At 69.6% G+C, this 20313-nt stretch carries 20 protein-coding genes, 1 tRNA gene and 1 pseudogene; 7 read left to right on the top strand and 15 right to left on the bottom strand.

Features of this window, described 5'->3' with window-relative positions; genetic code table 11:
- The 3 genes from SALPAC2_RS0120395 to SALPAC2_RS0120385 are packed head-to-tail and all read right to left on the bottom strand — an operon-like array spanning window position 1 to window position 2319.
- Window positions 1-930: a complex I subunit 1 family protein gene (locus SALPAC2_RS0120395; RefSeq protein ID WP_018218478.1), complete on the bottom strand. Its 930-nt coding sequence runs from the start codon at window positions 928-930 to the stop codon at window positions 1-3.
- Window positions 923-2005 (bottom strand): hypothetical protein, encoded by a 1083-nt coding sequence (locus SALPAC2_RS0120390; protein ID WP_018218477.1) that lies wholly within the window; start codon window positions 2003-2005, stop codon window positions 923-925. Before SALPAC2_RS0120390 ends, SALPAC2_RS0120395 begins: the two co-directional genes overlap by 8 nt.
- On the bottom strand, window positions 1996-2319 hold the full coding sequence (locus SALPAC2_RS0120385) for an NADH-quinone oxidoreductase subunit A (protein WP_018218476.1): 324 nt from the start codon (window positions 2317-2319) through the stop codon (window positions 1996-1998). The genes SALPAC2_RS0120390 and SALPAC2_RS0120385 overlap by 10 nt, the downstream gene beginning before the upstream one ends.
- Window positions 2320-2567: 248 nt before the next feature.
- Here SALPAC2_RS0120385 and SALPAC2_RS0120380 point away from each other — a divergent pair, with 248 nt between their 5' ends.
- The 3 genes from SALPAC2_RS0120380 to SALPAC2_RS0120365 all read left to right on the top strand — a co-directional run bounded on the left by SALPAC2_RS0120380 (window position 2568) and on the right by SALPAC2_RS0120365 (window position 5755).
- Window positions 2568-4193, top strand: a complete 1626-nt coding sequence (locus tag SALPAC2_RS0120380) for an alkaline phosphatase D family protein (protein WP_026184950.1) — start codon at window positions 2568-2570, stop codon at window positions 4191-4193.
- A gap of 160 nt (window positions 4194-4353) precedes the next feature.
- Window positions 4354-5022 (top strand): esterase/lipase family protein, encoded by a 669-nt coding sequence (locus tag SALPAC2_RS0120375; protein WP_018218474.1) that lies wholly within the window; start codon window positions 4354-4356, stop codon window positions 5020-5022.
- A gap of 247 nt (window positions 5023-5269) precedes the next feature.
- A complete protein-coding gene (locus SALPAC2_RS0120365; protein WP_026184949.1) occupies window positions 5270-5755 on the top strand; it encodes a DinB family protein in 486 nt (161 codons plus the stop codon).
- Window positions 5756-5805: 50 nt separating this feature from the next.
- Here SALPAC2_RS0120365 and SALPAC2_RS0120360 read toward each other — a convergent pair whose 3' ends face one another.
- Both SALPAC2_RS0120360 and SALPAC2_RS0120355 read right to left on the bottom strand, forming a co-directional pair.
- Window positions 5806-6375 carry a TIGR03086 family metal-binding protein gene (locus tag SALPAC2_RS0120360; RefSeq protein ID WP_033661909.1) on the bottom strand — a complete coding sequence of 190 codons (570 nt, stop codon included), beginning with the start codon at window positions 6373-6375 and terminating at the stop codon, window positions 5806-5808.
- Between the two features lie 106 nt (window positions 6376-6481).
- Window positions 6482-7201: a hypothetical protein gene (locus tag SALPAC2_RS0120355; protein WP_223874101.1), complete on the bottom strand. Its 720-nt coding sequence runs from the start codon at window positions 7199-7201 to the stop codon at window positions 6482-6484.
- 892 nt (window positions 7202-8093) lie between these two features.
- Between SALPAC2_RS0120355 and SALPAC2_RS0120345 the strand changes: the two genes are divergently transcribed.
- Together SALPAC2_RS0120345 and SALPAC2_RS0120340 are read left to right on the top strand one after the other, a co-directional pair.
- A complete protein-coding gene (locus tag SALPAC2_RS0120345; RefSeq protein WP_026184947.1) occupies window positions 8094-9074 on the top strand; it encodes a CDP-alcohol phosphatidyltransferase family protein in 981 nt (326 codons plus the stop codon).
- Between the two features lie 354 nt (window positions 9075-9428).
- A complete protein-coding gene (locus SALPAC2_RS0120340; RefSeq protein WP_018218468.1) occupies window positions 9429-9842 on the top strand; it encodes a RidA family protein in 414 nt (137 codons plus the stop codon).
- Window positions 9843-9954: 112 nt separating this feature from the next.
- On the opposite strand, the gene SALPAC2_RS0120335 is transcribed toward SALPAC2_RS0120340, so the two are convergent.
- The 9 genes from SALPAC2_RS0120335 to SALPAC2_RS0120295 all read right to left on the bottom strand — a co-directional run bounded on the left by SALPAC2_RS0120335 (window position 9955) and on the right by SALPAC2_RS0120295 (window position 19000).
- Window positions 9955-10767 carry an ABC-2 transporter permease gene (locus tag SALPAC2_RS0120335; RefSeq protein WP_018218467.1) on the bottom strand — a complete coding sequence of 271 codons (813 nt, stop codon included), beginning with the start codon at window positions 10765-10767 and terminating at the stop codon, window positions 9955-9957.
- 18 nt (window positions 10768-10785) lie between these two features.
- Window positions 10786-11739, bottom strand: coding sequence for an ABC transporter ATP-binding protein (locus SALPAC2_RS0120330; RefSeq protein ID WP_018218466.1), 954 nt, complete (start codon window positions 11737-11739; stop codon window positions 10786-10788).
- Window positions 11740-11856: 117 nt separating this feature from the next.
- Complete coding sequence (locus SALPAC2_RS27390; RefSeq protein WP_018218465.1) at window positions 11857-12036, bottom strand: hypothetical protein; 180 nt, start codon at window positions 12034-12036, stop codon at window positions 11857-11859.
- Between the two features lie 482 nt (window positions 12037-12518).
- Window positions 12519-12592, bottom strand: a tRNA-Ala gene (locus SALPAC2_RS0120320).
- 165 nt (window positions 12593-12757) lie between these two features.
- Window positions 12758-13576, bottom strand: a complete 819-nt coding sequence (gene sepX, locus SALPAC2_RS0120315) for a divisome protein SepX/GlpR (RefSeq protein WP_018218464.1) — start codon at window positions 13574-13576, stop codon at window positions 12758-12760.
- A gap of 181 nt (window positions 13577-13757) precedes the next feature.
- Window positions 13758-14405 (bottom strand): GNAT family N-acetyltransferase, encoded by a 648-nt coding sequence (locus SALPAC2_RS0120310; protein WP_026184945.1) that lies wholly within the window; start codon window positions 14403-14405, stop codon window positions 13758-13760.
- Window positions 14406-14447: 42 nt separating this feature from the next.
- Window positions 14448-15761: a molybdopterin molybdotransferase MoeA gene (locus SALPAC2_RS0120305; protein WP_018218462.1), complete on the bottom strand. Its 1314-nt coding sequence runs from the start codon at window positions 15759-15761 to the stop codon at window positions 14448-14450.
- A complete protein-coding gene (locus SALPAC2_RS0120300) occupies window positions 15758-16714 on the bottom strand; it encodes a UTP--glucose-1-phosphate uridylyltransferase (RefSeq protein ID WP_018218461.1) in 957 nt (318 codons plus the stop codon). Before SALPAC2_RS0120300 ends, SALPAC2_RS0120305 begins: the two co-directional genes overlap by 4 nt.
- Before the next feature lie 9 nt (window positions 16715-16723).
- Window positions 16724-19000 carry a GGDEF domain-containing protein gene (locus tag SALPAC2_RS0120295; protein ID WP_033661901.1) on the bottom strand — a complete coding sequence of 759 codons (2277 nt, stop codon included), beginning with the start codon at window positions 18998-19000 and terminating at the stop codon, window positions 16724-16726.
- A gap of 124 nt (window positions 19001-19124) precedes the next feature.
- Here SALPAC2_RS0120295 and SALPAC2_RS0120290 point away from each other — a divergent pair, with 124 nt between their 5' ends.
- Together SALPAC2_RS0120290 and SALPAC2_RS28065 are read left to right on the top strand one after the other, a co-directional pair.
- Window positions 19125-19754, top strand: a complete 630-nt coding sequence (locus SALPAC2_RS0120290) for a 5-formyltetrahydrofolate cyclo-ligase (protein WP_033661902.1) — start codon at window positions 19125-19127, stop codon at window positions 19752-19754.
- Window positions 19755-19847: 93 nt separating this feature from the next.
- Window positions 19848-20009 (top strand): annotated as a pseudogene (locus SALPAC2_RS28065) (FmdB family zinc ribbon protein); the annotation flags it as partial.
- Window positions 20010-20023: 14 nt separating this feature from the next.
- Here the strand turns inward: SALPAC2_RS28065 and SALPAC2_RS28060 are convergent.
- Window positions 20024-20266 carry a hypothetical protein gene (locus SALPAC2_RS28060; RefSeq protein WP_018218458.1) on the bottom strand — a complete coding sequence of 81 codons (243 nt, stop codon included), beginning with the start codon at window positions 20264-20266 and terminating at the stop codon, window positions 20024-20026.
- Window positions 20267-20313 lie beyond the last annotated feature (47 nt).

Raw genomic sequence — 20313 nt, 5'->3', positions numbered from 1 at the left:
TCAGCCCCCGATCACGATGACGGCGACGAGGAGGTCCTGCAGCAGCACCGCCGGCAACAGCACCAGCCAGCCCACCTCCATGAACAGGTCCGGACGCAGCGCGGGCATCCGACGGCGCAGCCACACCAACCCCGCCAGTAGCGCCGTGGCCTTCACCAGCACCCAGGCCCAGGCCGGCAGCAGCGGGCCGGACCCGCCACCGAGGAACATCGGTACGGCGAAGGCGGCGCCCGCTGCCAGCAGCGCGTACCGACCGGCCAGAAACAACAGCCGATCCACACCGGAGAGCTCCGCGGTCACCCCGCCCGCCACGTCGCGACCCACCGCCGGCGAGAAGGGTCCCCAGACCGCCATCGCCACCACGCCGAGGCAGTAGACGACGAAGGCCACCGGCATCCACACCACAAACCACAACCCCTGCTGCGCGGCGGCGACCTCCCCCACCCGCAGACTGGACGCCGCGACCGCCGGTGCCACCAACGCGAACATCAACGGCAACTCGTACGCGAGCCCGTGCGCGAGAAACCGGTATCCGCCGACCATCGCGTACGCGGAGTTGGCGCCCCATCCGGTCAGCCAAACGAACGCCCATGCCAGGACATCGAGCGCGTTCACCCACACCACGCCGACGGCCAGGTCGAACAGGGTCCACCGTCCGAGCGGCACCACCGTGACGATCATCAGCGCCATCCCGAGCAACCCGGCCCCGCCGATCCGCCACAGCAGGCGGTCCGCGGCGACGGTGGTTCGCCGGCGCTGCCGCAGCAACCGCGCCACCTCGCCCACCGGCCGCCCCATCCTGGACCGGGCACCGGCGGCCCGCCCGGCCAGGGCGCCGTCGAAGAGCGCCGCGGCGACTGCGAGCGTCCCCAGCAGCCCCGCCGCGAGCGGCGCCCAGCCACCGGAGACGGCTACCGGTGTTTCAGCCATCGGTGACCACACCCAGCGCCGCGATGTCGAGGCTGGCCACGATGAGCCGGGCGGTGGCCAGGTCCCACCCGGACACCACGCTGGCGACCGCCGCGGGCGGGGTGACCGGCACGCCGGCTGCGACGCCGACGGGAGTTCCGACCGCCACCGCGGCGGGACCACCGGCCGCGAGGGCTGCCCGGTCGAGCATGCCGTTGAGTCGGTCCCACACGTCACCGGTGAGCTCCGGGGCGAGCCCCAACCGGGCCAGTTCGTCGGGCGGCAGTGGCCCGACCCGCCGCAGTGACCAGTGCAGCAGCCACGAGCGGCGGACCCGGCGCCGTAGCCGCGCCAACTCTGTGATCGCCGCCGACCGTTCGCCGGCTAGGAGCCGATCGCGGACGACGCGGGCCTGCTGGGTCATGTCCCGCCAGCCCACCAGCGCCAGCAGCCGAGCCGCGTTGTCGCAGCGTTGGGCGGCGAGCTCTGCGGCGTCTGCCGGCCTGACCTCGCCGGACGGCTCACCACCTACCTGCACGCCGCCGGCAGGCCCGTGCCCGGCGTCAACGACGGCCGCCTGCGCCTCGGCGATGAGGTCGCCGTGCAGGTGAGCGCGGAGGACCAGGCCGGCTGGCCAGTCCGGCAGCACCGGGCCGAGTCGTACGTGCAGCACGTCCATCTCCAGCCCGTCGCGATCCTCGCTGCCGTGCGCCAGGGCGGTGTCACCGTCCGGGGCGTCGTCGGGCCCACGCCCGTCGCGGGCGATACTGTCCCGTCGCTGGCGGGGCGTGTCCCGCAGGGCGGCCTCCGCCTGGTCCAGGGCGGCGGCCGCCAGGTCCGGCCTGGTGACGTCGATCCGGGCCCGTGGCCCGGGCAGCTGCTCCCACAGGCGCGCCACCACCGGCGCCAGCTCCGGTCCGGGGGATCCACATACCGCCAGGATGTCGGCGTCCGCCGGTGACACCGCCAGCCGCCACCCCCGGACGGCCGCGAGCCGCTCGACGGTGACCCGGGTCAACCAGTTCCCGGGTACCTCGATGACCAGCAGGTGGGCGTGCCGGAGGGCGAGCCGCGCCAGCGCACCGCTCACACCCATCGCAGCGCGCCTTCCCGCCAGGCCCACACCACCGCGACGAGCACACCCACCAGGAAGACGAACATCTCCACCACGGCGGTGGCCCCCAGGTCGGCGACGACCACCGCCCACGGGTACATGAAGAGCATCTCCACGTCGAACGCCAGGAACAGCACCGTCACCAGGTACCAGCGGACGTGGTACCGGGACAGGGCGTGCTCCTCCGGGGGCCAGCCGGACTCAAACGGCGCGACCAGCAGCGGCCGACGGGCAATCGCCAGCGCACGGTGGGCCAGGTAGCAGCCCGCCACGACCGCCACGGCGACCAGCGCCATTCCCGCCGCCCCTGCGTACATCACGCTTCACCCCGCCCTGCCCCACCTGCGAGGGCGCGCTATCACATTAGGAACCAAAGGGGACCTTTCACCCAGAGGGCGGGCCTCCTCACCCGTTTGAGGCCTACCCCCGGCCCGTCCCCGGCCTACCTCCGCCCCACCCCGCTCTCCCGACGCCCGGGCGGGGGTGCCACCGACGCCACAGCCAGCGGTAGCGAACCCGACACCGGATCCGGTACACATAGTCCATGTTGAATGGAATTGATCGCCGGACCTTACTCCGCGTGGCCGGTGCATCCGCTGGCACCGCCGCACTCGCCAGCGCCACCGTCGCCCGCGGCAACCCCGCCCAGGCTGCTAGTGGCGCCTTCCGGCACGGCGTCGCCTCCGGCGACCCCCTGCCCAACGGAGTCCTACTCTGGACCCGCCTGACCCCGACCGAGGAGGCCCAACCCGGCTCCGGGCTCGGCCCCGAGGCACAGGTGTCCTGGCAGATCTCCGCCGACCCGGACTTCACCACACTGCTGGCACAGGGGACGATCCTCACCGGGCCCGCGCGGGACCACACCGTTCGCGTCGAGGCAACCGGGCTCGAGCCGGCCACCACGTACTGGTACCGCTTCGGCTACGACGGCGGCTGGTCTCCGACCGGGCGAACGATGACGGCGCCGGACCTGGACGCCGAGATCGATCGCCTGCGGCTGGGCGTGGTCTCCTGCTCGAACTGGGAGGGCGGCTACTTCGCGGCCTACCGGTACCTGGCCGAGCGGGGCGACCTGAACCTCGTCGTGCACCTCGGCGACTACCTCTACGAGTACGGCACCGGAGAGCTCGGCACCGGAGGCCAGGTCATCCGCCCGGTCAGCCCACCGCACGAGATACTCACCCTGGCCGACTACCGCATCCGGCACGCCACCTACAAGACCGACCCAGACCTGCAGGCCCTGCACGCCGCGCTGCCGTGGGCGATCACCTGGGACGACCACGAGGTCGCCAACAACTCATGGTCCGGGGGCGCGGAGAACCACACCCCGGGCGAGGAGGGTGACTACGCGGCCCGGCTGGCCGCGGCGCGGCAGGCGTACCTGGAATGGATGCCCGTACGCGCGGGGGTGGATGGCGCCATCTACCGCCGACTCCGCTTCGGACGGCTGGCCGACCTCTCCATGCTGGACCTGCGGACGTACCGGTCGGAGCAGGAATGGGGCGAGGTCGACGACGCCGACCGGACCATCACCGGTGAAGACCAGATGACCTGGCTGAAGAGCGGCTTGGCCGCCTCCGACGCGCGATGGAAGCTGGTCGGTAGCTCGGTGATGATCTCTCGCCTCGATGTCGGCACGTTGCCCGCCTGGCTGCTCGGCCCGCTCGGCGAGCTGCTGGGCGTGCCACAGAACGGTGTGGTGCTCAACGCCGACCAGTGGGACGGCTACAACGCCGACCGCAACGAGTTGGTCGACCACCTCCGCGCCACCGACACCCGTGACGTCGTCTTCCTCACCGGAGATATCCACACCTCGTGGGCCAACGAACTGACGACGAAAGCCACCGGCCCCTGGTCGCCGGCCGCCGCCGAATTCGTGGTGCCATCGGTGACCACCGACAACGTGGACGACTTCCTGCGACTACCGCCCGACAACGCCATCAGCAAGCTCGGCGCGAGCCTGATCCGCGCGACGAATCCACACGTGCGCTGGACTGAACTGGACGGACACGGCTACGGCGTGTTGGAGGTTACCCAAGCCTCGTGCCGGATGGACTGGTACCACCTAGCGGACCGGACCAAGCCGACCACATCCAGCGAGTGGGTTGCCGGCTGGTCGGTCGGCGCCGGGTCGGCGAAGCTACGCGAGGAGCATTCGCCTCTAGCCTGACCAGCAACATCGCCGGACGGTAATCGATGTTACCGGATCGAAACATAACACCACTAGCACCCCCGATCCCCCAATGTCACATTGACGTTCGTCACTGGTTTCTCTCCCACCCACCACCGCCAGGTCCGAACTCTGGGCCGCCTGGATCGAAAGAGACCCCATGAGACGCTTCGTCCGCACCGCTGTCGCCGCCGCCCTGGTGGCGACGGCGGCACTGGTCGCACCGTCGGCCGCGCAGGCCGCAGTCCGCAATCCCGTCCTCTTCGTCCATGGCCTAAGTAGCTCCGCCAGCACCTGGAACACCTGGATCAACAAGTTCAAGGCGGACGGCTACCAGGACTCCGAGCTGTACAACTGGTCCTACGACTGGAAACAATCCAACGCGACCACCGGCTCGCAGCTCATCGACAAGGTGCAGGAGGTGCTCGACGCGAGCGGCGCCACGAAGGTTGATATCGTCGCCCACTCGATGGGAGCGCTGAGCTCCCGCTGGTACCTGAAGAACGGCGGCGGGACCGCCACCGTGGACGACTTCGTCTCCGTGGCCGGGGTGAACCACGGAACCGACGTCTCCTTGTTCTGCTTCTTCTACACCTCGTGCCGGGAAATGATTCGAGGCAGCAGCTTCCTCGACTCGCTGAACTCCGGTGACGAAACCCCGGGAAACGTAAACTACGCCGCCCTGTGGTCTACGTGTGACGCACTGATCAACCCCGACAGTTCGGCAAAGCTCGACGGCGCGGTGAACACCTCCGTGGGCTGCAAGGGACACACCGACATGAACGATGACGCTAGTAACTACACCAAGGTCCGAGACTTCATCGCCTGACCAGACCGGGCTGCGGTCTACTGTGCTTCTGGCGGAGCCACCGCCGGCAGCCCGACGGCGAAGACCTCCCGGGCCAACGCGCTCAGCCAACCGGTCAGGGGCGGGTACTCCAGCAACCGAGACCCGCCCCTGACCGCTTTCCGCCTCCCGGTCGAAGGGGCTCGCGAAAACTCGGGATGTGAAGGCACCAACAGTCGGCTAAGGTCCCGGCATGGTTACGAGGAACGCCGATCCCACCGTTGGTCTGATACAGGCACGCACGGGCAGTGAACGCGCGGTGCTCGAATCCTTCCTCGACTTCCACCGCAGCGTGGTGCTGCGTAAGCTGCGTGGGCTCTCCGAAACCGATGCCGCCCGCCGCTTGGTGCCGTCCTCCACCACAGTTGGCGGCCTGGTCAAACACCTCACCCTCGTGGAGCGGAACTGGTTCTCGGCCCTACTCGACCCCAGTGGTGGTGAGGTCGTCCAGGCCACCGCGGAGAACGCACTGGCCAGCTTCACCCTGACCGACGAGGACACCGTCGAGCAGCTCGCGTCGGCCTACGAGGCAGAGTGCGCCCGGTCCCGAGCGGTTGCCGCCCGGTTCGACCTCGACCATGTGGTGCCACAGCCACAGCTCGGCGAGGTCTCGCTCCGCTGGATCCTGGTGCACGTGATCCAAGAAACGGCCCGACACGCGGGCCACGCCGACATCCTTCGCGAGCTGACCGACGGGTCGACCGGCGCTTACTGACCGGCGCTGGAGTTTGCCTGGACCTCACGAGGCCTCGACCGCCGTACGCCTCATCGCCGGGCTCTCCGGTGACCGAGAAGGTGGGCGAGTTTCTCGGTCGGGGACGAGGTTGACACCCCGACAACGGGCGCGTCATACATGCTTCCGCGAAGCCGGTCCGGGATGACCGTGGCCGCGTAGGACAGGCAGCGTTCCGCGATGCCGTTTGGAGCCTCACTGGGCTGGCCGACGGCGACTGCGAGGTCCCAACCATGCGTGATCGTCTCGACGGTGAAGCCTCGTGCCGCCGCGACGGCCGTGCCCGGGCCCCAGGGGGCGACGACCTCGTCAGCAGCGGTCAGCAGCGACCAGCTTTCCTGGAGGGAGACTGCCAGCTGTGCGTACGCGGCGGCGAGTTCCGCGTCCGGGACGTCGGTGACCACATGCGGGATGCCCCGCGTCGGGTTGCCCTGGGCGGTGGCTAGTCCCCGGCGCGCGGTGCCGATGAGGTGGCCAAGCAGGCTGCGGACATCGAAATCGTCGCAGGGCGTGGGCAGCCCCAGACACTGACTCGGTACCTCCGTCGCCAGGTGCGCCACCCAGTCCAGGGCATCGAAATAGTCGCGCCGTTGCTGCATCATCGTCACTGCGCCGTCCTACCACAGGCTGTTCGGCAGCGATACGTGCGGCCGCGCCCTCGCCGGTCGGTACGAGCATGCGGCGGTCCCGGCGGCTGGGGTGCCGAGTTCAGCTGTGCTGAACCCACAGGTTTTCTTCGACATACAGTCCGCGGTCCCGTTCCCGATCGATCAGCACGAGGTTGAGTGCACCGGGTACCACATACTCCCGGGTCACCGGAAACACCATGTCCGCCCAGCTCTCCCAGTCAGCGACGCTTCCTTCAATGACCATCGACCTCCGGGCTGGACCCAGCACTCGGGCGCCCATGCGTTGGTGGGTGCGGATCCACGGATCGATAGAGAGCCCGTCCGGACGGGTCCACCCGACGTACTCGGCCATCGACACCATCGGGTACCGGTGCTTCCACGTCGGTCGGAGTGGAGCGACCACATGTGCGAGGCCGTCGCTGTGCGCCCGTCGCGCCAACTCCTCGAGCACGACTCCGGCCAGGCCGCGCTTGTCATGCGATGAGCCGACGGCGACCGCCATGAAGCTCAGGCTCGTGGGCTCGACCCCAGCTTCGCGGCCTTCCACCGCCCGCACCAACGCCTCGTCGTAGCCGGACGGCAGGTCACCGAGGGTGCCATCCCAAGCTATCGGCACTCCCCACCCACCGGCGACCACCCGGCCCCCATCCAGCACCATGACGTCGTATCGCGCGAAATAGTCCTCGACCCGGCTCATGTACCGCTTCGAGACGTCGTCGTGGAGAACAAACTCTGGCCAGCGTTCTCGGAACGTGGCGGCCGCCACCTCGTGCAGCTCGGGCCGATCGATGCGAGTCACGATCTTCACCCTGGGAAAATACCGGTTTCGCCAAGTGACCGCGACGCCGATACCCGTGCGAACGACCGGCAGCACGTCGTGCGTCACCCAAGCCGCCCACAGCCCCTCACCCGCCGAGGGGCACAACTGGGCACCAAGCAACTACAAACCCAGCTCTCGAAGGTCGACCTGAACGCCCTCAACCGACACGAACACCGTCAGATCAACTACTGAAAACCGGCCACCGTCGGCGAACTACTGTTCAACTTCTGGGGCCGAGCACCAGTTTCCGGAGGCTGACCCAGTGATGATCATCTAGCCGACCCTTCACCCAAATGTCCGGAGTGGGCACGTGATGATCAAAATCAGTTTATGACAGCGGCCTTGCCCGCAGCCATGGTCACCGCCCTTGAATAGGGCTCGTTTTCCCGGCCATCCTTCACGTCCTGCACCTGGGTAAACACTCCATTGCGCTCTGTCTTGCTGGGCCACACTCCCGTCGTCCCACTGCCAGCCAGCACCCTGCCGACACTGCGGGGTGCGCAGGCGGCACTTGTCGGACACGGCTGCGGCATCGGTGTTTCGACCAGGCAAGGGGCTGCTTCCGACCCCCGTCGCCAGCATCCGAGAACTGGCGCCCTTACCCCTCCTCCTGAGGACTCCAAGCCCCCGATCGCGGGGGAAACTGCCCGAAACAGGGATAGGTTCAGCCGCGCCACCGCGCCAGGCCGTCCGCCGCCCGACTGTCTTCACCTCGACAGAATCCGAAAGTGAAAGATTGCAATAGACCAAGATGTCCCCTAAGATACGCGCAAACCAACGGTAGTTGACGTGACTTCAACCGCGAAGCGAACTTGAGGTAACCTCTTGCCGGATTTGGGCTCGGTGCGGAGGCGGAACGATGACTAGCGGCATGACTGTTGCGGACGTACAGGCAAGGACCTACAAGGCACGTGATTCTTGGTGGACCATCTTCCTTGTAGATCCACTCGCATCAAGACTGGTCTGGCTCGTCGCCCGCTATCCCTGGGTGACCCCCAACCGACTCTCCGTCGCCGCGCTCCTGCTCGGGATCGGCGCCGCAGCGGCCTTCGTCCCAGCGACACCGGGGTGGCTGATCGTGGGGGCGGTGATCTTCCACCTGAGCTTCGTCGTCGACTGCATGGATGGCAAGGTGGCCCGCCTCAACGGCACCGGCAGCCTGTTCGGGGCCTGGCTGGACTACATCCTTGACCGCGTCCGCGTTCTGATCTGCACCATCGCGCTGATGGGCGGGCAGTACGCCCGAACCGGCGACGTAACATTCCTGGTCGTCGGTGGCGCGATCGTCTTCCTCGACATGTTCCGTTACCTCAACGCCCTGCAGTTGTCGAAGGTCAAGCGCAAGATGCGCCGGACTCTGCGCAAGCGGATCAATGCCTCGCCAGAGCAGACGAGCGTCACCACGCCGGACTACGAAGAGGCCGACCTGGAAGGCCTCGAGCCCAGCGTGGCCGCCGTGATGCAACGCCCTGAGCTGGTGATGGAGCGGGAATTCCGGTCGCGCTTCACCGGCTTCACCCGCCTCCGCGACCTTCTCATCCGCTCCCGAGTACGGGCCCACATATTCAGCGGCATCGAGTTTCAGATGGCCGTCTTCATCATCGGCCCAATCACCGGGGCCGTGCTCGTTGTGTCCGTAGTGGCCGGGGCGCTGCTGCTGCTGTTCGAGTTCGCGCTCATCTTCAAACTCTGGCTGTCGACCAGGTCGTACGCGCACTACGACAGCTCCCTCGCCGCCGAGGCCGAGGCCGCCGGAATCGGGGAAGGACACGACGAGCCGGCGACGGCAGTGCTGGAAGCCGAGGAAGCCGCCCTGACCGGCGCGCGGCAGGGTGCCGACATTACCCGTTAGCCGGTAGTGCCCGGGGCTATCCGACTTTCGTCGGATAGCCCCCTTCGTTTTCCGGCCAGTCCTCACGGATCCCCGTCGCGACATGGGCGGTCTCGAATCGAAAAGCGCAAGCAGGCCGACGATCCAGGCCGTGGCATCGACTTTGTCGCGAGGTACCTCGAAGAGGCGACGGCCGGTGAGCTTCGCTACGCCGCGCTGTTCAACTACACCGAATTTCCCGCCTACGCGGAGGTTTCCACCGAGCAGGGTCACCTCACCGACGTCCGGTGGTTCGAGCACACCGATGTCCACCGCCGAGGTCAAGAAATGCACCGAACGCGACCGGCAGCACCCGCCTATCTGAGATGGAGCACCGTGAAAACCTTCCGCAACCCCCCGCAGATCGCAGCGCCGCTCGCCGCCTACTCCCATCAGGCGGAGATCACGGGGTCGGTCAGGTGGCTCGTGCTCTCCGGCCAGGTGGGGATGACGCCCGCCGGTGAGCTTCCCGACGATCCGATCGAGCAGTTCGGCCTGGCGTTGGAGAACGTAGCGGCCAACCTGGCGGCTGCCGGCATGCGTCCGGAGGACGTGGTCAAGCTGACGATCTACCTCGTCGGCGAGATCGACCTGCACCGTCGGAGGAAGCGACTGAGCGCATGGCTGAACGACCTGCGGCCCTGCATGACCGTCATGACCGTCGCCGGTCTGGCCACGCCTGACCTGCGCGTCGAGATCGAAGCCATCGCCTGTGCCGAAGACACTCCGACCATCGTGAGCCAACAGTGATCGTCGACTCCACGACACGGCGTCCCCCACCCCGACGGCTACCGCATCCACTTCCGGGTGCGGGCTCAAAATGGCGACGTCCGGCACGGGGAACCGGACGCCGTCATCTGGATCAGGCGTCCCGTCTGCGCAGGACCAGGTAGCCGACGAGCTGGGCAGCGACGACCCAGGCCAGAAGCACAATCAGCGCGACCGGTCGGCTGTAGGGTTCCATGTCGCCGACCATCAGGTGCTGGGCCGCTATGGACGGCAGGTAGTCCGAGATCTCCTGCGCGAGCTCGTTGCTGGAGATCACGAGGGCGCCCGGCAGACCGGCGAGGATCATAAAAACTGTGGTGAGAGTTCCCACCGCGCTGCGTACCGCAGCACCGACGCCGATCGCGAAGACGCTGATCAGTGCGACGTAGACACCCGCGAACAGAACTGTCGGCACCGCCTTGCCGAGGTCGGTGTCGCCGTATTCGAACAACAGCGGCGTGGTCGCCGCCGCGCCGAGCGCGGCCAGCGCCGTACCGACGACGAACATGATCGGGAAGATGACCACCGACTTTGCGAACAGCATCCGACCGCGCACCGGGACGCACTGCAAAGTCGTCCGGATGCTGCCAGTGGAGTACTCGGTAGTGATCACCAGCATCGCCAACGCGACGACCGCAAACTGCACCAGGTTGAGGGCCATCGCGGGGCTCTCCGCGATGGGCAGCTTGGTGTGGACGCCGTCGTCGCGGTAACCGTTGGCGATGCTACCGCCCAGGGCCGGCGCGAAGACCCCCATCAGCGCGAACGATCCGGCGAGGCACCACCAGGTGGCGCGCACGGACCACAGCTTCGTCCACTCGGCGAAGAGTGCGCCGACCGTTCCGCCCGGGCCGTCACCGGAGGTGTCGGCGGGGATGTAGGCGCCCCCGCGCGCGGTGTCCCTCATGGTCGCAGGGGACATGACTCAGACCTCGAATTTCTGCTGCGGCGCCGGCTCGGCCGGCGGCTTCGGCGACTTGTACTCGACGCTGGCGGCGGTCATCTCCATGTAGGCCTCCTCCAGCGAGGCCTCGACGACCCGCAACTCGTGCAGGCGTACGCGGAGCTCGAAGGCCAAGTCGCCGATCTGCTCGACGGACATCCCGGAGACCAGGGCCTCGTTGTCACCGTGGCGCTGCACCTGGCTCGCACGGTTCCCGAGCTGGGTGAGCAGCTCGGCGAGACCGGTGCTGTCGGGCGTACGGACGCGTATCGCGGTCAGCGAGCTGCGGGCGATGACGTCCTCGATGGCGGCGTCGGCCAGTAGCTTGCCCCTGCCGATGACGACCAGGCGGTCCGCGGTCAGCTGCATCTCGCTCATCAGGTGGCTGGAGACGAAGACCGTGCGGCCCTCGGCGGCCAGCGAACGCATCAGCTCCCGTACCCATCGGACACCGTCCGGGTCGAGGCCGTTGACCGGCTCGTCGAACAACAGCACCTGGGGATCCCCTAACAGAGCGCTGGCGATGCCGAGGCGCTGGCCCATGCCGAGCGAGAACGAACCGGCCCGCTTCTTCGCGACCTTCTCCAGGCCGACGATCTCCAAAACCGCACCCACCCGCCTGCGCGGGATGCCGTTGCTGCGGGCCATCGCGAGCAGGTGGTTGTACGCGCTGCGGCCCGGGTGCAGCGCCTTCGCCTCGAGCAGCGCGCCGACCTGGCGTAGCGGGTTCTTGATCGAGGCGTACGGCTGTCCGTTGATCAGGACCTTGCCGGAACTCGGCCGGTCCAGCCCCATGATCATGCGCATCGTCGTGGACTTGCCCGCGCCGTTGGGACCCAGGAAGCCGGTCACCTGTCCCGGCGGGATCTCGAGGTTCAGCCGGTCGACCGCGACGGTTGACTCGTACCGCTTGGTCACCTCCCGAAGTGTGATCACCGTCGATTCTCCCCCGATTTGTTCTTCATGGCTAAACGCTACAAAGCCGTGGTGGCGGGTCTCCTCGCTCGTTCGACAGAGCCGCACCACGACTTTCGACATAGTGCGCCGGGTGGCTCAGCCCTCGGCGAGGCCCTGGAACTCGTTCTCGAAGTCGTCGATCTCGCTCTGGCTGATGGAGTCGAGCGCCACGTCGAACGGGGTGAGGTGACCCGCGTCCGGCTGCCGCGCGTACGCGACGTAGGCGCCCAGCGCCTCGGACCCAGTACCGGGCCAGTACCGGGCCAGAGCCGCCACGTCGGACTCGGCCCCGCCCGCCCCAGCGTCCGCTGCCAGTACGACGACTCGACCTCGCGGTCCGGTGCCACGGCCAGCTCCGCCAGCCGCCGTGCCCAGCCGCGCAACGACGTGACGACCGGGTCGAGCGTCACCTGCCGGCCACGACCGGCCTGCTCCGCCGCCTGCGCGAGGTCGGGGACGAGGATGCGCCACGACACCCCGGCGAGGTGGTGTACGACCAGCAGCAGTCAGCCCGGGAGGTGGTGTAAGAGACGGCCATCGCGTGATCCGGTCTGATGTTATGCGGAGATCGGGGCCGTGTCGGTGTGGTCGGTGTCGTGTTGGCTGGCCGAAGAAGAACCGTCGCCGCAACATCGTCAGCACGGCGCTTCGGTCGGCTGCGGGTAAACGCTCTGGGATGGCGCTTCCGGGCTGAGTTGTGCCGGATCTGTGCCAAATGATCAACGACCAGCGTTTCCACTGGTCGTTGAGGGTATGGGTGGAGCTGAGGGGATTTGAACCCCTGACCCCCTCGATGCGAACGAGGTGCGCTACCGGTCTGCGCCACAGCCCCTCCGCCGGTGTACCGGCGCAGGTCCCACTCGGCGTTCACCGAGCGGGCCGGCGCTAAGGCTAACAGGTCGCTGGCCACCCGGCGAATTACCCCCGACGTGGCGAAGGGGGCGCCGCGAACCGAGCGGGTGGTACGCCCGGTTCCGGCCGGGCGGGCGCTCCGAGGTCAGGCCGGGTGGGCACCGCGGCCGGACTGGTACGGGCGCCCGCGGAGGCCGCCGGCCCGCCGGTAGGAGACGGTCCCGCCGTTCGCCGCGGCCGGCAGGTCCGCCGGCCGGTCCAGACCCATCGCGGTACGGCGCACCGACTCCCGTTGGGCCGCCAGGCGGCGCTGTGCCTCGCGTCGGGCCGCGGCCCGACGCGCCTGCTCGCGCCGTACCTCGGCTTGACGGGCGGCCAGCCAGGCCGCCTCGCGGGCCTGGGCGCGTCGACGGCGCTGGTCGGCGAGGGCACGGGAGCGCAGGTGGGCGACGTAGGCCAGGAGCAGGGCGGCGGTGACCGCGAAGCTGATCCAGAATCCGGGGCCGACGAACAGCACACCGACCAGCTCGACGGCGTTGAGCAGGAACAGCGCGGCAAGCACCCGCCGCCGCCGGTAGATGACTGGGGGGCCCTGGCGGCGACGCCGCTGGAGCCGGCGTGGGTGGGCGCCGGGCCGCCCGCCGAGCCGGCGCTGCCGTTTGGGGTTGGCCGGAACCGCGCGCAGCTGGTCCGACCGACGGGACCCTGGCGCCGATTCGGCACCGCCGGCACCGGAGCCCCCATTTTCACTTAACGTGACTGAAAGCGAACGCGGCGGATTTATCGGTCGGCGACCTGGGACAGTGCGGCGTCGTCGACGACGCTGGAGCACCCGCGCCGTCGACTTCGCCCGCTCCGCCACCAGCCGCTCGGTCGCGTCGTACCGGCGGACCAGGGCCGGCGCCAGGGCGAGCAGGCCGGCGGCGGCGAGGACGGCGAGGAGCACCGAGGTCGGCACCCGCACCCCTCCCGTTCACCGAATTTCAGGCAAGCACAGATCAACGCCGGACGATCTTTCACGTTTCGACCTAGAGCCGAAGATCTTACGGGTTGACTGCAAATGCCGTAGCTTGCAGTTACCTGAGGTTACGGGCGGAGGCACCGGATGCCGGCACGCCGCGCCGATCGTCCCGGCCGGGACCCATTCAGCCGATCGTTGCCCGTAGCCGGTACCAACGGGCCAGCAGACCCCCCTCGGCCGCCACGTCCTCGCTGGTCAGGGCGTAACCGATGTGGTCGCGCCAGGCGCCATCGATGTGCATGTAGCGCACGTGGTACGCCTCCTCGCGAAAGCCCAGCTTCTCCATCACCCGACGCGACGGCTGATTCTCCGGGCGGATGCTGATCTCGACCCGGTGCAGCCCGCCCGGCCCGAAGGCGTGGTCCACCGCCAGGGCGAGCGCGGTAGGGATGATGCCTCGCCCGGCCACGCGGGAATCCACCCAGTAGCCGACACAGCCCGAGCAGAACGCCTGGCGCACGATGCTGCCGACATTCAGATGACCGACCAGGCGCTCCCGTCCTCCCTCGCGGAGACAGACCACAAACGGCATGCTCTCGCCGACCCGGGCCGAGCGGCGCTGCTCCCGATACAGCCAACGAAAGGCGTCGGGTGAGTTCAGGTCCGCCCAGGCACCTGGGAGCGACGCCTCCCAGGGAGCGAGCCACGCCTCATTGACGCGGCGCACCTCAGACCAGGCGATCGCGTCCGAACGCCGGTAGGGCCGCACCAACACCGGACCGTCCGCCAACGCGGCGGGCCACCCCGGCGTACGTCGTCCCAGAAGACTCACCGGCCGATCCTCCGCCCTCAGCGCTGGCCGGGGCAAGCACCCTCACCGACGTCGGTCCAGCAGCAGAACGTCCACGGTGGAACCCGCAGCGGCGGTGGTCACCCGCTCACCGAGCACCAACAACCCATTCGCCTCGGCCAGCCCGGAAAGGGCCAGTGGCCCGCCCCGCAACGGCTGAACGGTGTAGCCGCCACCACGCCGCTCCGCGACCTGCGCCGGTCGGAACTCACGCAACCCGGCCGGCGACGAGATGGTCTCCAGTAGATGTCCCCGAACACCGGGGCGAAAGACCGGCTCCGCCCCGGCCAACATATTGATCACCGGTCGGGCCAGTACCTCGAAACCGATCAGCGCCGCCCCTGGATCACCGGGCAGGCAGACCACCGGTACCTCCTCCGGGCCGACCGTACCGAACCCGAGCGCGGTGCCGGGGTAGAGCGCCACCTCGGTGAAGGCCACCGGTCCGGTCCGGTTTCCCTCCCGACGGGAGAGGATCCGCCGGACCATGTCGCCCGGCCCGGTGCCGGTACCACCGGTGGTGATGATCAGATCGGCCCGCAGGGTCTGGTCCTCCAGCAGGCCACGTAACCCGTCCGGGTCGTCGTCGCAGATGCCCACCCGGTACGCGAGAGCGCCGGCCTCAGCCGCCGCCGCGGTCAACGCGTGCGAGTTCACGTCCACCACCTGGCCGGGCTGGCTGCCCCGCCCCACCTCGACGAGTTCGTCACCGGTGGCCACGACCACCACGCGAGGGCTGGGCCGGACCACCACATGCCCGATTCCGGTAGCGGCGAGCACCGCGACCAGCGCTGGCGAGACGTAGGTACCGGCCCGGGCGAGCAACGTGCCGGCCGGGAGTTCCTCGCCGGCCTTGCGGACGCTGTACCCCCGCTTCGGTACCCGGTAGATCTCCACCGAGGCCATGCCCTGGTCGGTCCACTCGACCGGAACCACCAGGTCCGCACCGATCGGCAGCGGCGCCCCGGCGGCCACCGAGAAGCACGTCCCCGGAGTGAGGCGGACCGGACGCCAACTAGCGGCGCCCAGGTCACCGACGACGTTGAGCTGCACGACCCGCCCGCTGGGCGAGCCGGCCTGGGCCGGTGCGGACACGATGCCCCGGCCACCGGCCGCAATGTCCTCCCAGCACGCCGCGTACCCGTCCACGGCCGCCTGGTCGAAGGCCGGGACGGAGTGGGTCGCGACGACATCCTCGGCGAGGACGTTTCCGTACGCCTGGGTGAGGTCGAGGTCGAGTGGCGGCAGTGCGCGTAACCTGCGCAGCACACTGCCCAGGTAGTCGGCGAGCGGCGTCAACTCGTTCACGGCCGCCTCGGCGTCGGCCGTCGCGGTCATGTACGTGGACCACCCGAGGAGTCCGCGTTGACGAAGTCGGCGAGCCACTTACGGAACTCGGCGCCAAGGTCGTCGCGTTCCGCGGCGATCTGCACGACGGTCTGGAGATAGCCCAACGGCATGCCCGTGTCGTATCGGGTGCCCCGGTGGATGATGGCGTGCACCGGCACCCCCTCGGTGCGCAGGAGCTCCATCGCATCGGTCAGCTGGATCTCGCCGCCGCTGCCCGGATCGGTCCGGCGGATCGCGTCGAAGATGCGGCCAGGAAGGACGTAGCGACCCAACACGGCGAGATTGCTGGGGGCTTCCTCCGGCTTCGGCTTCTCCACCATGCCCGTCACCCGGACCACGTCACCGATGTCGGCGAACTCCGCCTCGGCGGGAGCCACCGAGGCGATGCCGTAACGGGAGGTCTGGTCGGGTTCGACCTCGAAGAAGGCCAGCACGATCCCGCCCGTACGGGCCTGCAGCTCCAACATGGCCGGCAGCAGCGGCTCGGTCGGCTTCACGAACTCGTCGCCGAGCAGCACCGCGAAGGGCTGGTCCCCGACGTGGGACTCGGCGTAGCCGACGGCGTGGCCGAGCCCGAGCTGATCCGGCTGCCGGCAGGTGTAGATCGCGGCCAGGTCCTCGGTCCGTTTGACCGCGGCCAGCAGCTCGGGCTTCTTAGCGAGCCGCTCTTCCAGGTCGGGACGGCGGTCGAAGTGATCGACCATGGAGGTCTTGCCTCGCCCGGTGATCAGCAGGACGTCAGTGATCCCGGCCTGGGTGGCCTCCTCGACGATGTACTGCAACACCGGCCGGTCGACCACGGGGAGCAACTCTTTGGGCACCGCTTTGGTGGCTGGCAGGAAGCGGGTGGCGAGCCCGGCGGCCGGAATGACCGCCTTGACCGCACGGGGGCCGCCGGTCGCGGTGGCCGTCGATGAGGGGTTTACTGAGTGCTCCGACATGCCGCGAGACTATCCGCCGCGGCTCTGCCGTGGCGGGTGAGGACCGGAAGTCGCGCCGCGGGCAGGGACCGCCCCAGACCCCGGCGCCGCCTCGGTCTCCGACCCGTTCCCAGCGGCACCGGGCTGCGCCGACGGCTCGCGCCGTGCCCCGGCTCGGAGTGTCCCCTCGGCCGGGCCGGCCGGCGCCGGTAGCCCGGGCCCGGACGCGGACGCAGGCGCGGGCGCAGGCGCGGGCGCAGACGCGGGCGCAGACGCGGACGCGGACGCGGGCGCGGACGCCTCCGCCCCGGCGACCCGGCAGGTGTCTCGGCCGCTGGCTTTCGCCGCGTACAGGGCTTCATCAGCGGCGTTGAGCACCTCCTGTCCGGTGCCACCGTGGTGGGGGTGGACGGCGACACCAATAGAGACGGTCACCGGCACCTGGGTCGGGGCGGCCAACCCGCCGACGGCGATCGGGCTGTCCCGTACCGCCGCACCGAGCCGCTCCGCGACGATGGCCGCACCCGTGGCGTCGGTCTCCGGTAACAGCACCACGAACTCCTCTCCTCCCAGTCGGAAGGCGAGGTCGACCTCACGGATCTCGCCGCGGATCCGTCGGGCGAACTCGACCAGCACCCGGTCCCCGGCCGCGTGTCCGTGGGTGTCGTTGACGTGTTTGAAGCGGTCCAGGTCGAGGGCGAGAACGCTGAGCATTCGGCCGAACCGGGTGGCCCGTTCCACCTCACGGCGAAGCGACTGCCGCAGGTAGCGGTAGTTCCAGAGACCGGTGAGCGGATCGGTCAGCGACAGCCGCTGGGTCTCCTCGTGCACCCGGACGTTGTCCACCGCCACCGCGGCGTGCCCGGCGAAGGTGCGCAGCGTGACCAGGTCGTCGTCGTCGAACTCCTCCCCGCCGAGCCGGTCGTAGAGGGCGAGCACGCCGAACGTCGCTGGCGCCGCACCGTCCGGTCGGGGGGCTGGGCCGCCGTCCCGCGGAGCACCGCCGTCCCGCGGAGCACCGTCAGCCCGCGGAGCACCGTCAGCCCGCGGAGCGGCGAAGGGCACCGCGATGTACGTCCGGCAAGAGGGCTCCCCCGGCGGCGCCACGGATGGCTCCACCCGGCCGCGGCGCGCCTCTCCGCTGACCGTAACCGCGCCCACCAGGTCGCCCAGCGGCACTCGGATCGGCCCCGGCCCACCGGCCGGCGCCTCGAGCCCCTCGGTGGCCTGCGCGACCAGCAACCCAGCCGGATCGACGAGGAGTACCGCCCCCGCTCGGGCGCCCGTCGCCGCGATTGCGCTGTGCAGAATGACCCGCAGGATCCGCTGCAGGTCATGGGTACTGGCCAGGGTGTCCCCCAGTACCTCCAGGTGTCCCCGCAGCTGGTCCCGGCTGCTGGTCAGCGCGGCGACGTAGGTGCCGGTCTCCCGGGTCATCCGGTTGAACGCTCCGGCCAGCCGCCCGACCTCGTCCCGGCCGCGCACCGGCACCCGCGCGGTCAGATCGCCCCGGGCCACCCGGTCCACCGCCCCCGCCAGTTCGACGAGGGGTCGGCTGGTGGCCCGGGCCAGCCGCCCGGCGACAACGACCACCAACAGCACGGTCAACAGCACGGCGGCAGCCAAAGCGACGTACAGACTGACGGGCTGGTCGCGCGGAACGGAAATCACCAGCGACAGTGGCTGTCCGTCGGACGGACCTACCCGCCGCACATACCGACCGTCGCTGGTGCCCACCACGTGTTCACCGTCCGATCCACCGGTAGCGCCGAGCACTGCCTCGCGTACTCCCGCCGACTCGGTGGTGTGCGGGACCCGGCTGGCCGGGTCCGGGCCGTCGAGCAGGGTGACCGCTGCCCCGGTGAGCACCGCCAGCCGCGCCACGAACGCAGGGTTGATCGGCTGCACCGCGGTGACCACGCCCTGCGTGGCCCCGGGGCCGCCGCCCCGCAGTTTCACCCGAACGGCCAACGCACCGGGCGGAGCTTCGGCCGGGGTACGGGCCGCGCAGTCCCGCCAGGGCGCGGCGGGCAGCGGCGCGGTGGCATGAAGCACCTGCCCCGCACCATCGGTAACCCGGACGGCGGCAGCGAGACCCCGATCGACCACCTGCCCCACAGCGACCGCCCGGTCGGCGGCGAGGGCCACCACCTCCGCGGCGGCCCGCAGCTGCTGGCAGAGCACGTTGACCGCGGTTCGGACGGCGGTCGTGGCAACCGCGAGCCGGTCGGCGGACCGACTTCGATCGATACTGTGCACAGCCGACCCCACGAGGTACGCCCCGACCAGCACCGGGCCGAGCACCACCGTGAGGAAGGCTGCGGTTAAGCGTGCCCGTAGTGTCACTCGGTCCCCCCGGGACTTCGCCGGCCGATGCCTGCGATGCTGACACAGAGTCACTCCCGGATGAGCCCTGCGTCAGGAGTGTTGCGTGCCAGATTTTTCTGATCGGGTGGAACTGACCCGCGATGCGAAGTTTGCGGCGCGAACCAGACTGCTCGCCCACCGTCGGCAGTTCGGCGACGCCGAGCGGGCCGCCGCCGCCCGGCAGGTCCAGGCCAACCTGGTCGCACTGGTCCGCCGACTGCGCCCGCGCCGGGTGACCGCGTACGTGCCGGTCGCCACCGAACCCGGGGGCCCAGAGCTGCCGGCGGTACTGCACGCCGCGCTGCCGGAGGGCGCCGAACTGCTGTTGCCGGTGCTCCGGGCTGACCTCGACCTGGACTGGGCCCCGTGGACCGGACCCGACGATCTGGCCGCCGCCGGGCGGGGGATGCGGCAACCGACCGCGCCGCCGCTGGGCCGGTCGGCTGTCGCGACGGCCGACCTGGTGGTGCTGCCGGCACTGGCGGTGGACCGTCGGGGGGTGCGCCTGGGGCGGGGCGGCGGCTCGTACGACCGGGCGCTCGCCCGGGTCCCGGCGACCACCCTGACCGTGGTGCCGCTGCACGACGGTGAGCTGGTGCACACCCTACCGATGGAGCCGCATGACCGGCCGGTCCACGCTGTGGTCACCCCGGCGGACGGCCTGCGTACGCTGGACGGTGCCGTACCGCGGTGAACCCGCGGTGGTGTCGCGCCCCACACGTCCGCTGGACGAATCCGGGGCGATGGCGCACCATTGGCACTCGAATACGTTGAGTGCCAACCGACAGTGCCAGTTCCGGAGGAGAACGTGCCCACGTACCAGTACGCCTGCACCGCGTGCGGCCACCAGCTCGAGGCGGTGCAGTCCTTCACCGACGAGCCACTGACCGAGTGCCCGACCTGCGCGGGGCGGTTGCGGAAACTGTTCAACTCGGTCGGCATCGTGTTCAAGGGGTCGGGGTTCTACCGCACCGACTCCCGCTCCGACTCCAACTCGGGCTCGGGTGGCGCGGGCAGCAAGCCCGCCGCCGCGAGCAACGACTCCAGCTCGTCGAGCGACTCGACCTCGAAGGACTCGACCTCGAAAGACTCGACGTCGAGCGGATCGGCGTCGAACGGCTCCGCGGCGGGCGACGCAACCTCCTCGAAGAGCACGGGCTCCTCGGCCAACTCCGGGGGCAAGAAGACCCCCGCCGCCAGCGGCACCAGCTGAGCGAGGGGCGGGGCGACCCCGCCCCGACTTCCGGCACGTC

The organism is Salinispora vitiensis (assembly GCF_000378825.1).
GTDB lineage: Bacteria > Actinomycetota > Actinomycetes > Mycobacteriales > Micromonosporaceae > Micromonospora > Micromonospora vitiensis.
The sequence above is the reverse complement of the archived record's forward strand: the minus strand, read 5'-3'. Positions and strand labels throughout refer to the sequence as shown.